The sequence below is a fragment of the Cellvibrio sp. QJXJ genome (assembly GCF_024452345.1).
In the GTDB taxonomy this organism is placed as follows: Bacteria; Pseudomonadota; Gammaproteobacteria; order Pseudomonadales; family Cellvibrionaceae; genus Cellvibrio.
The window spans coordinates 1218471-1234356 of the sequence record NZ_CP101662.1; the positions used below are offsets into that span (position 1 = coordinate 1218471).

The window sequence follows — 15886 nt, forward strand, 5'->3', positions numbered from 1 at the left end:
ACGTTTGAAAACTATTTGGTCTTTTGACAGTTCATCGAATTTATAAAGACACTCTCTCAATTCAATTTTTCAATATTAATGAACCAATAATAAACATTATTTTCATCAATGAAATATCTCACTCTTTTTTGTTAACCTGATCAAAAAGATAACCCACTTCGTGAGCTTCCCTGTCTTCCTTAATTTTATCTTTACGCTGCTGCTCCAATTCTTTTTTCTTTTTGTTTACTTCTTCCAGAATAGGCAGCGGATCAAGCCCGCGCCAGAGCGGCAGCATAGACATCATGGTTAACAATAGACTGCTCGCGCGCAAAGACCACACCAGCAAACCGGTAGTGACAGAAAAAGTCAGACCAGCCACCACGGTCCTGCGATCCTGCTCTTCTACCATGGCCTCATCCATTTGGGCGCGCAAACGGCGCACTTCATTATCAAAATCTGCCTCTTCCCAAGGGGCAAAACCGGCGTCTGGCGCAATCAAGCCTGCCAGATTAGGTGAGGCGGTTAAGGTGGTAAGCGGAACATTGCCATCGCTATTGACCTCCTCAGCACGTTCATAATCGCGGCTGGACTTATCGTTAATCACCGTGTCAGTGTGGTTGCTATCGCCGGTTTCCACGATAATTCGTTGGGCGTCCAAGCCATCGGGAAGCAGTGGCTCAAGGCTGTTATTGCCACCCTGATTTGGCAATTCACCGGGAATCTCTGGCAGATCTGTATCTGCACCATCAGGGGCTTTTGGCCCATCTGTGGTAGGCGGTGTTGTTGGAGGTGTGGTAGGCGGCGTTGTTGGAGGGGTTGGCGGCTCTACCGGCGGCACAGTAACGGGTGGCTTTTCCAACGCAGCTACAGTGACTTTAAACGAGGTTTCTACCCAAGCACCATCATTGTCTTGCGCGCGCAGAGTAATGGTTGACTCGCCACCGATTTGAGAGGCAAACGAGAGCGTCATAAGGCCAGTAGCCGGGTCGATTTGAATACTGGGAACCGCGCTATTATTGCTGTTTTGCATCAGTGTCCAGCTGAGCGTGGTGCCATTTTCCACATCGCTAAATACAGTGCGCAGATTCATTTGCTGGGGTGCAGCACCGGCCTTAACGCTGATATCCGCCATACCGCTTGACACAGGCACATCGTTTACCGAGGCGATATTGATGCGTACCAATGCATCAACCCAAGCGCCCTGCTCATCTTGTGCACGCACCACCACATCGCTGCTGCCAAATTGATTGGCGCCATAGTTCAACTGCAATTTACCGGAGGCAAGATCAATACTCGCATTGCTCACCAAGGCCGGGTTGCTATTGCTAACGACAGAAAACACCAGATTGCGGGTGGCAGTTTCCTCATCGCTAAACAAGGCCCATAAATCAACCTGGTCGCCAGCCGCATCTTCAATATTATTGATAACGACATTGCCAGTGGTTTCAGGTACATCATTGACCTCTTCCACGGTCAACTCAAATTGAGCTGTCGCAGCGGCCATGCCATCACTCGCGATAATTTGGATACTTAGGTTTCCAACGTCCGCCTGGCTAGGTGTGCCACTAAAACTCAGCGTCGCGGCATCAAATACCAACCAGCTTGGCAAGGGCGCGCCGCCAGCTAATTGCGCGCTATAGACTAAGGTGGTGCCCACATCGGCATCAGTAAACATGCTCGCGGGGAAAGTTACACTGAACGGCACATCTTCCAGCGCGGTTTGGTTGGCCGGAGGATTGGCCAGCACCGGTGCGTCATTAACGTTGTTCACGACAATAACAAAGCTATCGCTAATAGAGCCGCCATTTGCATCACTCGCCGTCACCAATACATTGATGCTGCCGATATCGCCCGCCGTCGGAGTACCGCTAAAACTGCGCGTCGCGGCATCAAAACTTAACCAGGCTGGCAAAGACCCACCGCCTACCAATTGGACGGAATAACTTAACGGATCACCCTCCGGGTCAACAAAGGTCGACACGGGAAAACTGAAATCAAAGCGTTGATTCTCAGCAGCTACTTGATCGGCAATAGCCGACTGCACAAACGGCGGGGCATTGACCGGCAAACCAGTAACAGTGAGCACAAAAACATCGCTCACTGAACCGCCCTGTCCATCATTCGCAGTGACTTCAATATTGATACTGCCCACATCACCAAGCGCAGGTGTACCGCTAAAAGTACGGGTGGCAGGATTAAAACTCAACCAAGTGGGCAAGGGTGCGCCGCCAGCAAGTTGCGCGCTGTAAGTCAGTGTGTCGCCAACATCGGGATCAGCAAATACATTGGCGCCAAAGGTGAAGTTGAAAGCGGTATTTTCAGTTGCACTCTGGTCTGCAATTGGGAAAGCAACCGTAGGCGCATCGTTAGTGTTGGCGACGACAATATCGAATGTGTCAGTCACTGTTCCGCCATTGCCATCATTGACGATTACATCAATTGATACAGTTCCGACAAAAGCATTCGTTGGCGTGCCACTGAAGGTGCGCGTTGCTGCATCAAAACTTAACCACGCGGGCAATGCCCCGCCACCGGCAAGTTGCGCGCTGTAGCTGAGCGTATCGCCAACGTCAGAATCTGCAAATGTATTAGCGGCAAACTGAAAATTAAACGCGGCATCTTCAGTCGCATTTTGATTGGGGATCGGATTGGCAACTGTAGGTGCATCGTTGGTATTGGCGACAACAATATCAAAGGTCTCAGTTACAGTGCCGCCATTGCCATCATTGGCAATTACATCGATTGATACAGTACCGACAAAGGCATTAGTCGGTGTACCGCTAAAGGTGCGTGTGGCCACATCAAAACTTAACCATGCAGGCAGCGCTCCTCCACCGGCGAGTTGCGCGCTATAACTGAGCGTATCGCCAACATCTGGATCGGCAAATGTATTGGCGGCAAATTGAAAATTAAAGGCTGCACCTTCCGTGGCATTTTGATTGGGAATCGCATTGGCAACCGTGGGCGCATCGTTAGTATTGGCGACAACAATATCAAAGGTGTCAGTTACTGTGCCGCCGTTGCCATCATTGGCGATTACATCGATTGATACAGTGCCGACAAAGGCATTAGTCGGTGTACCGCTAAACGTGCGCGTTGCTGCGTCAAAACTTAACCACGTGGGTAAGGCACCTCCACCGGCGAGTTGTGCGCTGTAGCTGAGCGTATCGCCCACATCGACATCGTTGAAGGTATTGGCCGCAAACTGAAAATTAAACGCGGCATCTTCCGTCGCATTTTGATTAGGGATCGGATTGGCAACCGTAGGCGCATCGTTGGTATTGGCAACAACAATATCAAAGGTGTCAGTTACAGTGCCGCCATTGCCATCATTGGCGATTACATCAATTGATACAGTGCCGACAAAAGCATTCGTTGGTGTACCGCTAAAGGTGCGCGTTGCCGCATCAAAACTTAACCACGCGGCCAATGCCCCGCCACCGGCAAGTTGTGCGCTGTAACTGAGCGTATCACCTACATCGACATCGTTAAAGGTATTGGCGGCAAACTGAAAACTAAACGCGGCATCTTCCGTCGCATTTTGATTGGGAATGGCATTGGCAACTGTGGGGGCATCGTTGGTGTTGGCGACAACTATATCGAAAGTGTCAGTGACCGATCCGCCATTACCATCAATCGCAATGACACCAATTGATACAGTGCCGACAAAGGCATTCGTTGGTGTGCCACTGAAGGTGCGCGTTGCTGCATCAAAACTTAACCACGCGGGTAAGGCACCTCCACCGGCGAGTTGTGCGCTGTAGCTGAGCGTATCGCCCACATCGACATCGTTGAAGGTATTGGCCGCAAACTGAAAATTAAATGCGGCATCTTCCGTCGCATTTTGATTAGGGATCGGATTGGCAACCGTAGGCGCATCGTTAGTGTTGGCAACAACAATATCGAAGGTGTCGGTCACCGTACCGCCATTGCCATCATTGGCGATTACATCGATTGATACAGTGCCGACAAATTCGTTAGTCGGAGTGCCGCTAAACGTGCGTGTGGCTGCATCAAAGCTTAACCATGCAGGCAATGCTCCACCACCGGCTAGTTGTGCGCTGTAGGTGAGCGTATCGCCAACATCGACATCACTAAACGTATTGGCAGCGAAAGTAAAATTAAATGCGGCATCTTCAGTCGCGTTTTGATTGGGAATTGAATTGGCAATGGTAGGTGCATCGTTAGTGTTTGCAATCACCAAATCAAAGGTATCTGTTGCCGGTGTTCCGCCTTTTGCATCATCTGCAGTTACTTTAATCGAGATAGTGCCCACATCTGCATTGACGGGAGTACCCGAAAATGTGCGGGTTGCGGCATTAAAACTTAACCATGCTGGCAGCGCGCTTCCATCGGCCATAGTTGCGCTGTAAGTCAATGGATCGCCATCTGCATCACTAAACGTATTCGGGGCAAACTGAAAATTAAACGCGGCATCTTCCGCTGCGTTTTGATTGGGAATTGGATTGGCGATCTGAGGATTATTGTTTACGCCACTGGATACCTGAAACGCCAAATCACGATCCGGATCGGGTGTGCCCGTGCTGGAGTGAAATGAACCATTGGGGTAAACATTCGTATTGTGAATGCCCACGCTTACTAGGCCATCATTGCTGGTGGTTTCAACCCTTATAAAATAAATTTGATTGTCGTTTAGCGCGACGCCAAAAAAATTAAATGCTTCCCAGCTTAACGTAGTATTCAAGCCGGCAGATGACTTAGTGTCACTGGCAATCACCGTACCATTATAAGTCGATGATATTAATGAGACGGTAATAGTTTGCATACTGGCGGAGGGATCCTTCCTGACTTGCAAAATAATTGAATCGATTGTGTAAGTTGCGCCTACGCTGTCATGTGCAAACGATTGAAAAAGAGGCACGCCCGCAGAAATTGACTGAGTGTTTGTCGCAGCACCAGAAGATTCGTAATTAACATTGGTGGCACCAACGTTGTGAACCTGCAAATCAAAAAAATCCGACACAGTGGTGGTGCCGTCATTTGCAATTACCTCGATGGTGACATTACCAACATCGCCATTGGAGGGTATACCACTGAATGTACGGGTTGCCGCATCGAAGGTAAGCCACGCCGGTAATGGCGCCCCACCGGGAATTTGCGCGCTGTAGGTTAACGTGCCCCCTACATCTTGGTCATTAAACGTATTGATTGGAAAAGTGTAGTTATACAGCGAATTTTCGGTCGCGTTCTGATTCGGTATTTGATTTACCACCGTCGGCGCATCATTGGTGTTCGCGATGAGGATATCAAAATTGTCAGAAACCGTTGCCCCTGCACCATCATTCGCGGTGACTCTTACCGAGAGAGTGCCTACATCGTCATTGACCGGTGTACCCGAAAATGTGCGCGTAGCCGAATCAAAACTCAACCACCCAGGCAATGGGCTGCCATCAACTAACGTTGCGGTATAGGTAAAACTTGTACCCAGATCGCCATCGCCAAATGTATTCGAGGGAAAAGTGTAACTGAACGCTGCGTCTTCAGTGGCGTTCTGATTGGGAATCGGAATATTGACAAAGGGCAAGTCATTAATATTGACGATAGTTAGATCAAAGGTGTCATTTACGGCTCCACCAAAGCCATCGTTAGCCGTAACTCTAATACTGATGGTGCCAATATCGCCGTCATCAGGGACGCCACTAAACGTACGCGTACCCGCATTGAAATTGAGCCACGCAGGAAGTGGATTTCCATCCGATAAAGTAGCGGTATAGGTCAGCGTATTGCCATCAACATCGTTAAAGGTATTGGCTGGAAATGTATAACTGTAAAGTGACTCTTCATTGGTTGATTGATCGGGAATTGCATTGGCAACGATAGGTGCGTCATTAACTGAAGTTACGTTGATGGCTACTGTGTCTGTATCTGTTTTATCAATGTCTCCAGTACGACCTGCACCTTTATCATTGGTCGCTATGGTGAAAACATCGGCACCAAAAAAATTACTGGCTGGGGTGTAGTTAAGCGTAGCGGCAAGTGTTGCATTAATTTGCGCCATAGTGCCGGTTAATACCACGGTGGCGGTACCACTACCTGAAATAGCGGCTGAGCCACCACTAACAGATAAAACACCGTGACTAACACTTAAGGTTACTTCCACATCCCAAAGATTGTAGTCGTCGATATCGCTAATACTAACACCCGAAATAGCAACAGTCGTGTCTTCTACTGTAGTAATCGGCCCCGCCGGAACTGTATTAACGGGATTGTCATTCACGTAGCTCACGTCAATTTGAAGGTTATTAGCACTTTGGTCGGTATCCACACCACCGCCCGCAGTACCGCCATCATCTCTAACCTGAAACGTCAATACCGCATAATTCGTAGCATTTTCATCGGCTGCAGGGGTAAAAATTAACTTTCCCGCATTGATATCAGCAATAGTAACAAATTGATTTACGCTTACAGAGCCACTTCCCGTAACCGAGAATGTGCCACCACCACTTATAGCAGTAATTTTTACACCAGCAAAACTATTGCCGTCAGGATCACTAAAACCAAAATTAGCCGCTGTTAAAACTTTAGGCGTATCCTCCTGTGTATCGATTACGTTATTTGTCCCAACTGGAGCCTGATTAACGGCCCCTGAAATTGTAAAACTCATGGTATTGGGGGTCATGTCGAGAGTATTGCTCGCACCATTATCTTGCACTTGAAAGGTATAGCTCGAAGCGCCAGCCGCTACAGCGGCTGCATCCGGCGTATATTTCAAAAAACCAAAATCGATATCGCTTTTTGTAACCGTTTGACCAGCTGTAATCGCAATGCCGCTAAGGGTTAAGGTGCCATCAGCAGGCAATGTAGTAACTTTTACTCCCGCCATAACATCCCAAGGGCTATCAACGGTTTCATGAAAACCAAAGGAAGCAGCATAGATGGTGTAGGCACTTCCTGCAGAGATAGGAATAGATATATCGGTACCAGTAGGAGGGTTGGAACCAGCCAACAACCCCTGCCACTCAAGATATGACTTGGCAGAAAAAAGTTCGGGGGCATCTATCTGCCCATACTTAATCTCCAATACCCAATCCCCACCTTCACGACTATTACCGGTAAGGTCATTGCTTGCCGCTACATCAGCGCCGGTCAAATCACTTAATTGGCGCAATAAGTTGATACCACTTTGGTTTGCCGCCAAATCACAGCCATACAAGAGAATATCGGCCTCATCGCTCAACGCCATGTTCCAAGCCACAAATTGCTGGGCGTACTGGTCAATATTATTTTCATTAAGTACTTGATTTCCGAGCATTAGATTACCGGTCACACCATGAGAAATCACATGAATGACTGAAATGCTGCTAGCACTAGCAAGATAATTGCTGATTTGAGCAATGCCGTCTTGGGTGGTATCGAGATAGACGATGGCGGTGGAGTCGGCATATGTACGGTTGCGGATATCTTCAACCAAAATTTGGTAACCATCGACCCCTGTATCAACAAATACCAGCGTAGTAGCGGAAGATTGAGTGTTGGGTGCAATATCGGCCTGAGGATCTGTATCAGGAACGGATTGAAGCCCAGAATCCTGGCTTTCCATCATCGGCGGGGTATCTGGCATATAGATACTAACCAGATCGACCTGCTGTGCCGCCTGCGCTAAAGACAGCCAATCAGAATTGCCATCATCGAAGACAGCAATATCTGCGGTGGCAGAGAACAATAATCTTGGCTCCAGAGCTTCAATTAAAGGGCGACGCGGTGACCTTGACATAGATATCGAACCTATTTTAGGACTAACACCTGAGGACAAGAATATGCGTGTTGACCACATGCTGGCATTGTTAACATTTTACACCAAGATAGGATGAGTGTCGCAAAAAAGTCCCAAGATGCCCGACAACAAACTTGTTTTGAGCGCGTGCAGATGAGCGCCCTTAGACTAATTGCCCGGAAATTGGGTAGCGCAACCCTGAAAACACAACTCAGAAATGGATTAGCCGCAGTAACAATTCCCTGCGCTTATGTACAGGATTTACCGACTAATTTTTAAATTGGACATGCTCACAAGAGGCAGTTAAGGATCTTTTTATAAACATATAACAGTACAGCTCTTGCGCCTCTATTGAGCTGAGTCAACTTCGGATTGGGGTTTTCAACGTTAATTATTTCTAATTGTTAATGCCTCTGGCTACACACCTCAACAAAGACCGCTCTATCTGTCGATGAAAATCGATTGGCGGTAATATCTATGTCAGTTTCATCAAGCCTCAACCAAACATGTCGATGTGATTTTTTATAGCGATTTTCGCCGATGACTATTTCCAGAGATGATAAACCAATTTTTTCAATCAGGAATTTTGCTAATAGATTCGAGGAAAACTCGCAGCAATTAATTGGAAAAAGATCAAATGAATCTAATTGAAATCCAACTACTTTTGCTTTCAGGATTGCTTTTCGAAACAGGAAAGCAGATGACTGTAAATCATTTGTCGTAGAGATGGACGAGGCTAATTTTATTGCGATGTATCAATCTCGTCTTTGAGAGAGTTAATGACGATCTCCAAACCGTCATGGGGATCAACACCCAGTACCTGGCAGTACCTTACAAATTCAAGCACTTCAATTTTCCGTCGATCCTGCTCCATCTTGCCTAGCACAGAATGGTGCCGTCTCATGGCGAGTGAGGCCTCACGGAGTGTCAAACCACTGGCCTCCCGCTGTTTTTTTAGCCAGAACCGTAACTTTTCGTAGTGAGGTGAGTAAGGAGATGATTTCATTGTCTCGATGATAGAGACAGGATAGAATGGCGCGAAATTCGAGACATGAGGCGTCAATTTCTATCATGAAATCTCTCACAGTTAAGTCCGGGCTACTCTCGGCATTCTCATTACTGGTAAACCGAGAATTCACCGTACACGATCTCACAAAAGCTTATTTGAACAATTCGGCATGCCTTCATAGTTCCAAAAAAGCCGCTCGACAGTTTGTTTATCGCAACATGCTCCGCCTTATCGATAATGGGGAATTGACTAAGGTCGTTGTCGATAGCGGCTGGCCCTTATATCGACTAACACCCCTGTTTAAAACGCAGGAGTGCGCAACCACAATAGTGACTACAGCACCATCGGCGGCTCCGGTAAGAGCTACAGTTACAAACGATATTCCTCGCCAGAGCCTGCAAGAGCGGCTAAATCGGCACAAATTGGAAATGTTGTCCGCAATGGGCGAGACCGAGGAATATGATGCAATTTGCAGCGAGATTCCCGAGCTGCAAGATGATATACAACCTCTGTACAACCAATCCCGTGACAAGTGCTCCAAATTGCTCGGGCGAGTGAAAGCCCTTGAAAGCCTGTTGGCGAGGCAAACAGGTTTGGCGCAATGAAGTTACGACGCTGGCAATTCCGATGTGTTGAACAGGCTCTGTCGAAATTCAAGAATGAAGATAATCACTTCCTGTGTCTCGCGACCCCCGGCGCAGGCAAGACCGTCATGGCGGCAACGTTGGCGCACCGGCTTTTACAGCAGGGCATGGTCGATTTGGTATTGTGTTTTTCGCCCTCAATCATTGTGTCGTCCGATTTTCAACAAGCGCTGGAAGTTCATACCGGCTTTCGGATGGATGGTCGCCTCGGATCAAGGGGACAGTCTTTAACATATCAATCGATGTTGAGTTTGGGAGATGCATTTTGGGCATTGTTTCAAACCCATCACGTGCTAGTAATTTTTGATGAGATACATCACTGCGCAGGTGATAATTTTGAAAACGCCAATGCGTGGGGGCAAACCATTATTCAGCATATTCAGGGGCGCGCGGCATATACCATTGCCTTGACCGGCACACCTTGGCGCTCTGACCGAATCCCCATCGCTTTATCCAGTTACTGTCAGCACAACAAAATCCGCTGTGATTTTATTTATGGAATGGCGCAGGCTATTCAGGAAAAGGTGTGTCGGGCTCCCAGCATCACGTTGGTGGACAATGATCGCATAGTCGTAAAACGGGGTGATACAACAGAGAAATATTCATCTTTCGCTGAGTTACTCAAACTATCAGATTGCTCATACCAACAACTGATTGGTATCGATGCACTGATTGTGTATCTACTAAAACAATCCTCAAAAAAGTTAATGCAAATTCGCAAGCAGCACGAGAATGCGGGCGGCCTTATCGTCGCCGCATCAGTAAATCATGCTTATAAGATTGCGACACTACTGGAACGTCACTTAGGCCAGCGAGCCTGTGTTGCTACTTACATGGATGAAGATGCCCACGGTACTATAAATTCTTTTAGAAACAGCACCCAGCCTTGGATTATTTCCGTAGGGATGGTGAGTGAAGGCACTAACATTCCACGACTGCGCGTGTGCTGCCACCTGACACGAGTCAAAACAGAATTGCATCTTCGGCAAGTATTGGGACGTGTTTTACGTATGGGCGATGTTCCCGGTGAAAGTTATTTGTATTTACCGGCCGAACCCAATTTAGGGGAATACGCGAATCGTGTGGCAGAAGAAATACCGGAATCTGCAACTATTCGACGCGAAACAATGCCAAATAGTGACGATGAAAAGCCATTAGCGATCAAACTACAAGAACCGCAACAATTTGAAGACATAACAGAAATTACTTTTGAAAATATGCCTGTAGGCGAGTTGCAAACCAATATAGATGATCTACCACCTATCCACATTTCAATGTTGGCAAAATCCTATGATACCACCATCAACGTATTTGGTCGGTTTCGTAAAGAATTGCTGCAATTGCATCAGCTTTATACGCAAGAATCTAGCAGCCCCTTTTGATTAGAGTAGAATGGAAAAAACACAATTATCCTTTCTAACCACATTTTTTATAGTGGTATAGCAAAGCATCGTTTAGCGTTGATAAAACATGACAATCCCCCACCATAAGATCATTAGATTAATACTGTCAAGGGAGACAACAGACGAAAAATTTACCAATACTGGATGCACGGAAGTTCAACGAGGGGGGATCTTTTCCTGCAAAGGTAGGTTTAATAGCTGCAGTGATAAAGAAATTTGAACCCTCTATGTCACTAGCTTTTGATTGTAAATACTGGCAGGCTTTTAGAATGGTAAGCGGAGTTTGAACCAGAAGTCTCGCTGGAATACTTCACTCTGAAAGTAATACTTTATAATATGGTTCAATGTTATCGGCTCCTATTGTCCACACGATTTTGGTTTTCAAGTAAAAGCGTTAAAACCTGACATGTGATATAGCAAAAAAATAGGCCTAATTATGAGAATCTACATGACAAAACGTTTCACAAAAATAACCTTACTATTCAATGAATTACATTTGCCATGTGTTTTGTCACTTAGGTGTACCTTTTATGCGAGCACCGCAATTATGGCGGCAACCGCAACCTGGTACTCACACTACACGGCGAAACCCGTTAAACAATCTGCCATAAAAAAACCGCCCACCGGCGGTCTTTTCAAAACTAATCGTGTGCAGCAAATAGGTATTACTTGCGCATTCCTGGCGGTAAGCCGCCGCCTGGTGGCATCCCGCCTGGCATCATACCGCCAATGCCACGCATCATTTTCTGCATGCCACCACCTTTCATTTTGCCCATCATTTTCGCCATTTGTTTGTATTGTTTTAACAAACGGTTCAAGTCCTGAATTTGTGTACCGGAGCCCATGGTAATGCGACGTTTGCGCGAACCACTTAAATCATCCGGGTTGCGGCGCTCCTCCGGCGTCATCGAGTTAATAATGGCTTCCATGGTTTTAAATTGTTTGCCCATGTTTGCGGTCTGCGCCATTTGCGCTACGTTCCCTAAGCCCGGCAACTTGTCCAACATGGAGGTCAAACCACCCATGTTTTGCATTTGCTGCAATTGATCGCGCAAATCCTCCAAATCAAATTTCTGACCCTTGGTAACTTTCTTAATTAATTTTTCGGCCTTTTCTTTATCGATAGTGCGCTCAGCTTGCTCAATGAGCGAGAGCACATCACCCATGCCTAAAATACGCGAGGCAATACGGTCAGGATGAAATGGTTCGAGTGCATCAACTTTTTCACCCATGCCCAAAAACTTAATGGGTTTACCGGTAATGTGGCGCACAGAGAGTGCTGCGCCGCCGCGAGCATCACCGTCGGCTTTGGTCAGGATCACACCCGTCAAAGGCAGCGCATCGTTAAACGCTTTTGCAGTATTAACCGCATCCTGGCCAATCATGGCATCGATAACAAACAGTGTTTCAATAGGGTTGATAGCCGCGTGAAGATCTTTGATTTCAGTCATCAAGTCTTCATCGATATGCAAACGACCGGCCGTGTCAACAACCAACACATCAAAAAATTGCTTTTTCGCGTGGTCGATTGCATTGCGTGCAATATCCAATGGCTTTTGTTCCCCAGTCGATGGGTAACACTCGACACCCACTTCTGCCGCCAATGTCTGTAACTGTTGGATAGCCGCGGGACGATATACGTCAGCACTCACTACTAATACTTTTTTCTTTTCACGCTCTTTCAGGAAGCGCGCCAGCTTGGCAACCGAAGTTGTCTTACCCGCCCCCTGTAAACCCGCCATCAAAACGACCGCGGGTGGCTGCTGGGCGAGGTTCAGGGATTCATTTGCCTGCCCCATGGTAGCAATCAACTCGGCCTCTACAATCTTAATAAATTGCTGCCCAGGATTAAGTGCCTTGCTAATTTGTTGGCCAAGTGCCCGACTGCGAACCTGATCGATAAATGCCTTTACTACCGGCAGTGCGACGTCTGCTTCGAGCAGCGCTTTGCGCACATCGCGCAGGGCATCTTTGATATTGTCTTCGCTGAGACGCGCCTTGCCGGTGATGCTGCGCAGCGTGTGGGATAAACGGTCGGTTAGATTCTCAAACATAGCCTATCTCAAACAATCAGTTGATTTGCGGCGGGCCAAACCTCTTGGATTAGCCCAAGGTCGGCCCATAAAAAGTGGAGGCGATTATAACCTCAAAGCCAGCATAAAGGGGCAAGCAAAGGCGCAATCAACAATCAGGTCAGCCGGTTAAATTGGATAAGGATGTTTCTCATTTACCCTTCTCTTTACAAAAACCTTATGACACACTTGCCCCTTAACTCAGTGTTTCCGCCCTTTACGGATTAGCCTTACCAAGATGATCACACTCAGCGCCAACCTGATCGCACTATTAATCTACAGTGCTGCTGCCGCCTACTTTGGTAGCCAATTTATACGCCAACAGGCATTGCAACCCAAATACCTGATCGGTACAGCAGGCTTGGCGTTAATCGCACACGGGATCGGGGTCTATGGTCTAAGCGTCAAAGGCGACAACCTGAATGTCAGCCTTTTTTCTGCATCTTCACTGATTTTTTGGGTGATCAATGCGATTGTTCTTTTTAGCAGTATAAAGAAAGCCTTACACAATCTATTTTTATTGTTATTTCCACTCTCTGCTATTTCTGTGCTGACATCGATCATCAGTAGTAACAGCGATTGGCAGCAATCGTTGAGCTACCACATTGCGATCCACGTTGTATTGTCGGTACTGGCATACAGCCTACTTACTATTGCCAGTCTACAGGCCCTATTACTGGCCTACCAAAACCACGCATTGAAAAATAAACAACTCACTACCAGTTCGCGCTTACTGCCTCCATTACAAACCATGGAGGCACTGCTGTTTGAATTTTTATGGGTAGGAGAGATATTGCTAACCCTCGCTATAGCCTCAGGATTTTATTTTTTAGAAGATATGTTTGCGCAACATCTTGCACACAAAACCATTTTTGCACTGGTCGCATGGCTGATTTATGCTCTGCTGCTCTGGGGACGCCACCAGTTAGGTTGGAGAGGAAACACCGCAATCCGCTGGACATTGGCAGGTTTTGTTTGCCTCATGCTTGCTTACTTTGGCAGTAAATTAGTACTGGAGATTATTTTGCATCGGATTTAGTGCCCGATTCATCGCGAGATGAAGATCCAAGCTTTTCAGCAGATTGGCTTTTTTCGATTTTTACATTTTGATCAGGCTCTACAGGATTCCACTCGCTTTTAGTCATTAGTTTGCGCAGAATCCAGCCGCATAATGCAGCCGCAATAATCAAGCCCAGTAAAAAAACTAAAATAACCAGAAGATAAGCGCCCAACTCCGCCCAACTCAAACCCCAAGCGTAAACTGCCAGTAAGATAAAACTAAAACCAGCTATAAGATTTACGCCAAGTCCGCGATTACGAAGTAGTTTGCGAATGACCATATAAAGCCTGCAAAGTAATTAACAAATAAAACGGTTTTACACAAAAAAACAACGAAGAAAATGTCTAAAATCACTCAACAAATAGATTCAAAATTACATACACCAAAATAAAACCTGACAGTGCAATGACTTTAACCGTTACACTTTTTTGTATTGCCGAAAGCGCTTGAAATCTAGGGTGCTTTGAAACAAGCAACTGCGCCAGGACATAAATTACTAAAAACCCCAAGGCAAAATAAATGGCGTATTCGTTAAAAAGCTGAACTTGCATAGGGACAAAACCTTAGAGTAACGAGCTATTAAGTAGATTCACGGCGCCACTGCGTAGTACCGTCACGGGCATCTTCCAGTACCACACCCGCTGCAAGCAACTCTTTGCGAATTTCATCCGCGCGCGCATATTGTTTATCTTTTTTGGCCTGGATACGTTCCGCAATCAAACGTTCGACATCGTCTGCTGCAATTTGCTCTGAACCACCAGCCTGCAAAAACACTTCAGGATTTTCCTGCAACACGCCTAAAATCAATCCCAATGCCTTCAACTGACCAGCGAGATCACAGGCCAAATCAGGATTACTTTTAGCGTTGTTTAAATCACGCACCAAATCAAACATACCCGCCAAGGCAACACGGGTATTAAAGTCATCGTTCATGGCTTCAACGAATGCGGTGTAGTAAGGGCTTGCTGTCATTGCAGTCAAAGATGTTGGCAAAACATCAGCATAATCACGTAAAGCGCCGTAGAAACGCTCAAGTCCAGTACGTGCCTCAATTAAATTATCTTCTGCATAATTAATCGGGCTGCGATAATGGCTGCTAACCAATAAAAAGCGCACGACTTCGGGGTGATACTTTTCCAGCACATCGCGAATAGTGAAAAAATTGCCGAGTGATTTCGACATTTTTTCGCCATCAACACGCACCGCACCAGCATGCATCCAATAATTGACATACTTGCAACCGTTAGCCGCTTCACTTTGGGCGATTTCATTTTCATGGTGCGGAAATGGCAAGTCGGGACCACCACCGTGAATATCAAACGTTTCACCGCAGCAATTTTTGCTCATCGCAGAGCATTCAATATGCCAACCGGGACGGCCATTTCCCCAAGGGGATTTCCATGCAGGCTCTCCTGCCTTCGCGGCTTTCCACAAAACAAAATCACGGGGATCTTCTTTGACTTCATCAACTTCGATGCGCGCACCAACCAATAACTCATCAACGTTTTTGTTGGTGAGCTTGCCGTAATCGGCGAAGCGCGTTACGCGGTAATACACATCACCATTACTAGCTGCATAAGCAAATCCTTTGTCGATCAACGTTTTGTTCATATCAACAATTTGATCGATGTAGGCCGTTGCGCGCGGTTCAATATCGGGGCGGGCAATCCCCAAGCGGGCTTCGTCTTCATGCATATAATCGATAAAGCGTTTGGTCAGCGCTGAAAACTCTTCACCATTCTCATTGGCACGCTTGATAATCTTATCGTCGATATCGGTAATGTTACGCACATAGCTAACATCCCAACCCTGGCTGCGCAGGAATTTGGTAATGACATCAAAAGCGACCAGCACGCGCGCGTGACCAATATGGCAATAGTCATACACGGTGATACCACAGACATACATAGAAATCTTGCCCGGATATATCGGTTTAAAAATTTCTTTTTGGCGCGTGAGTGTGTTGTATATCTGCAGCATG

9 protein-coding genes are annotated in these 15886 nt (G+C 46.7%); 3 read left to right on the plus strand and 6 right to left on the minus strand.

The genetic code is table 11. The features are described from left to right. Positions 1-118: 118 nt before the first annotated feature. A complete protein-coding gene (locus tag NNX04_RS05165; protein WP_191968628.1) occupies positions 119-7717 on the minus strand; it encodes a putative Ig domain-containing protein in 7599 nt (2532 codons plus the stop codon). 742 nt (positions 7718-8459) lie between these two features. Next, on the minus strand, positions 8460-8621 hold the full coding sequence (locus NNX04_RS22885) for a hypothetical protein (protein ID WP_232283047.1): 162 nt from the start codon (positions 8619-8621) through the stop codon (positions 8460-8462). Between the two features lie 167 nt (positions 8622-8788). On the opposite strand from NNX04_RS22885, the gene NNX04_RS05175 reads away from it, so the two are divergent. Further along, positions 8789-9331, plus strand: a complete 543-nt coding sequence (locus NNX04_RS05175) for a hypothetical protein (RefSeq protein ID WP_040391639.1) — start codon at positions 8789-8791, stop codon at positions 9329-9331. After that, positions 9328-10752: a DEAD/DEAH box helicase gene (locus NNX04_RS05180; RefSeq protein ID WP_040391637.1), complete on the plus strand. Its 1425-nt coding sequence runs from the start codon at positions 9328-9330 to the stop codon at positions 10750-10752. Before NNX04_RS05175 ends, NNX04_RS05180 begins: the two co-directional genes overlap by 4 nt. 686 nt (positions 10753-11438) lie before the next feature. On the opposite strand, the gene ffh is transcribed toward NNX04_RS05180, so the two are convergent. Further along, positions 11439-12827: a signal recognition particle protein gene (gene ffh, locus NNX04_RS05185; protein ID WP_261947695.1), complete on the minus strand. Its 1389-nt coding sequence runs from the start codon at positions 12825-12827 to the stop codon at positions 11439-11441. 256 nt (positions 12828-13083) lie between these two features. On the opposite strand from ffh, the gene NNX04_RS05190 reads away from it, so the two are divergent. Continuing rightward, a complete protein-coding gene (locus NNX04_RS05190; protein ID WP_151057502.1) occupies positions 13084-13884 on the plus strand; it encodes a cytochrome C assembly family protein in 801 nt (266 codons plus the stop codon). Here the strand turns inward: NNX04_RS05190 and NNX04_RS05195 are convergent. From NNX04_RS05195 to cysS, 3 genes are all read right to left on the minus strand, one after another. Further along, on the minus strand, positions 13865-14185 hold the full coding sequence (locus NNX04_RS05195; RefSeq protein ID WP_151057500.1) for a hypothetical protein: 321 nt from the start codon (positions 14183-14185) through the stop codon (positions 13865-13867). The genes NNX04_RS05190 and NNX04_RS05195 overlap by 20 nt on opposite strands. Before the next feature lie 70 nt (positions 14186-14255). Continuing rightward, the gene (locus tag NNX04_RS05200; RefSeq protein ID WP_261947696.1) at positions 14256-14456 is read right to left on the minus strand and encodes a hypothetical protein; all 201 of its coding nucleotides are present in this window, start codon (positions 14454-14456) and stop codon (positions 14256-14258) included. 28 nt (positions 14457-14484) lie between these two features. Next, positions 14485-15885, minus strand: coding sequence for a cysteine--tRNA ligase (gene cysS, locus NNX04_RS05205; protein WP_261947697.1), 1401 nt, complete (start codon positions 15883-15885; stop codon positions 14485-14487). Position 15886: the final 1 nt, after the last annotated feature.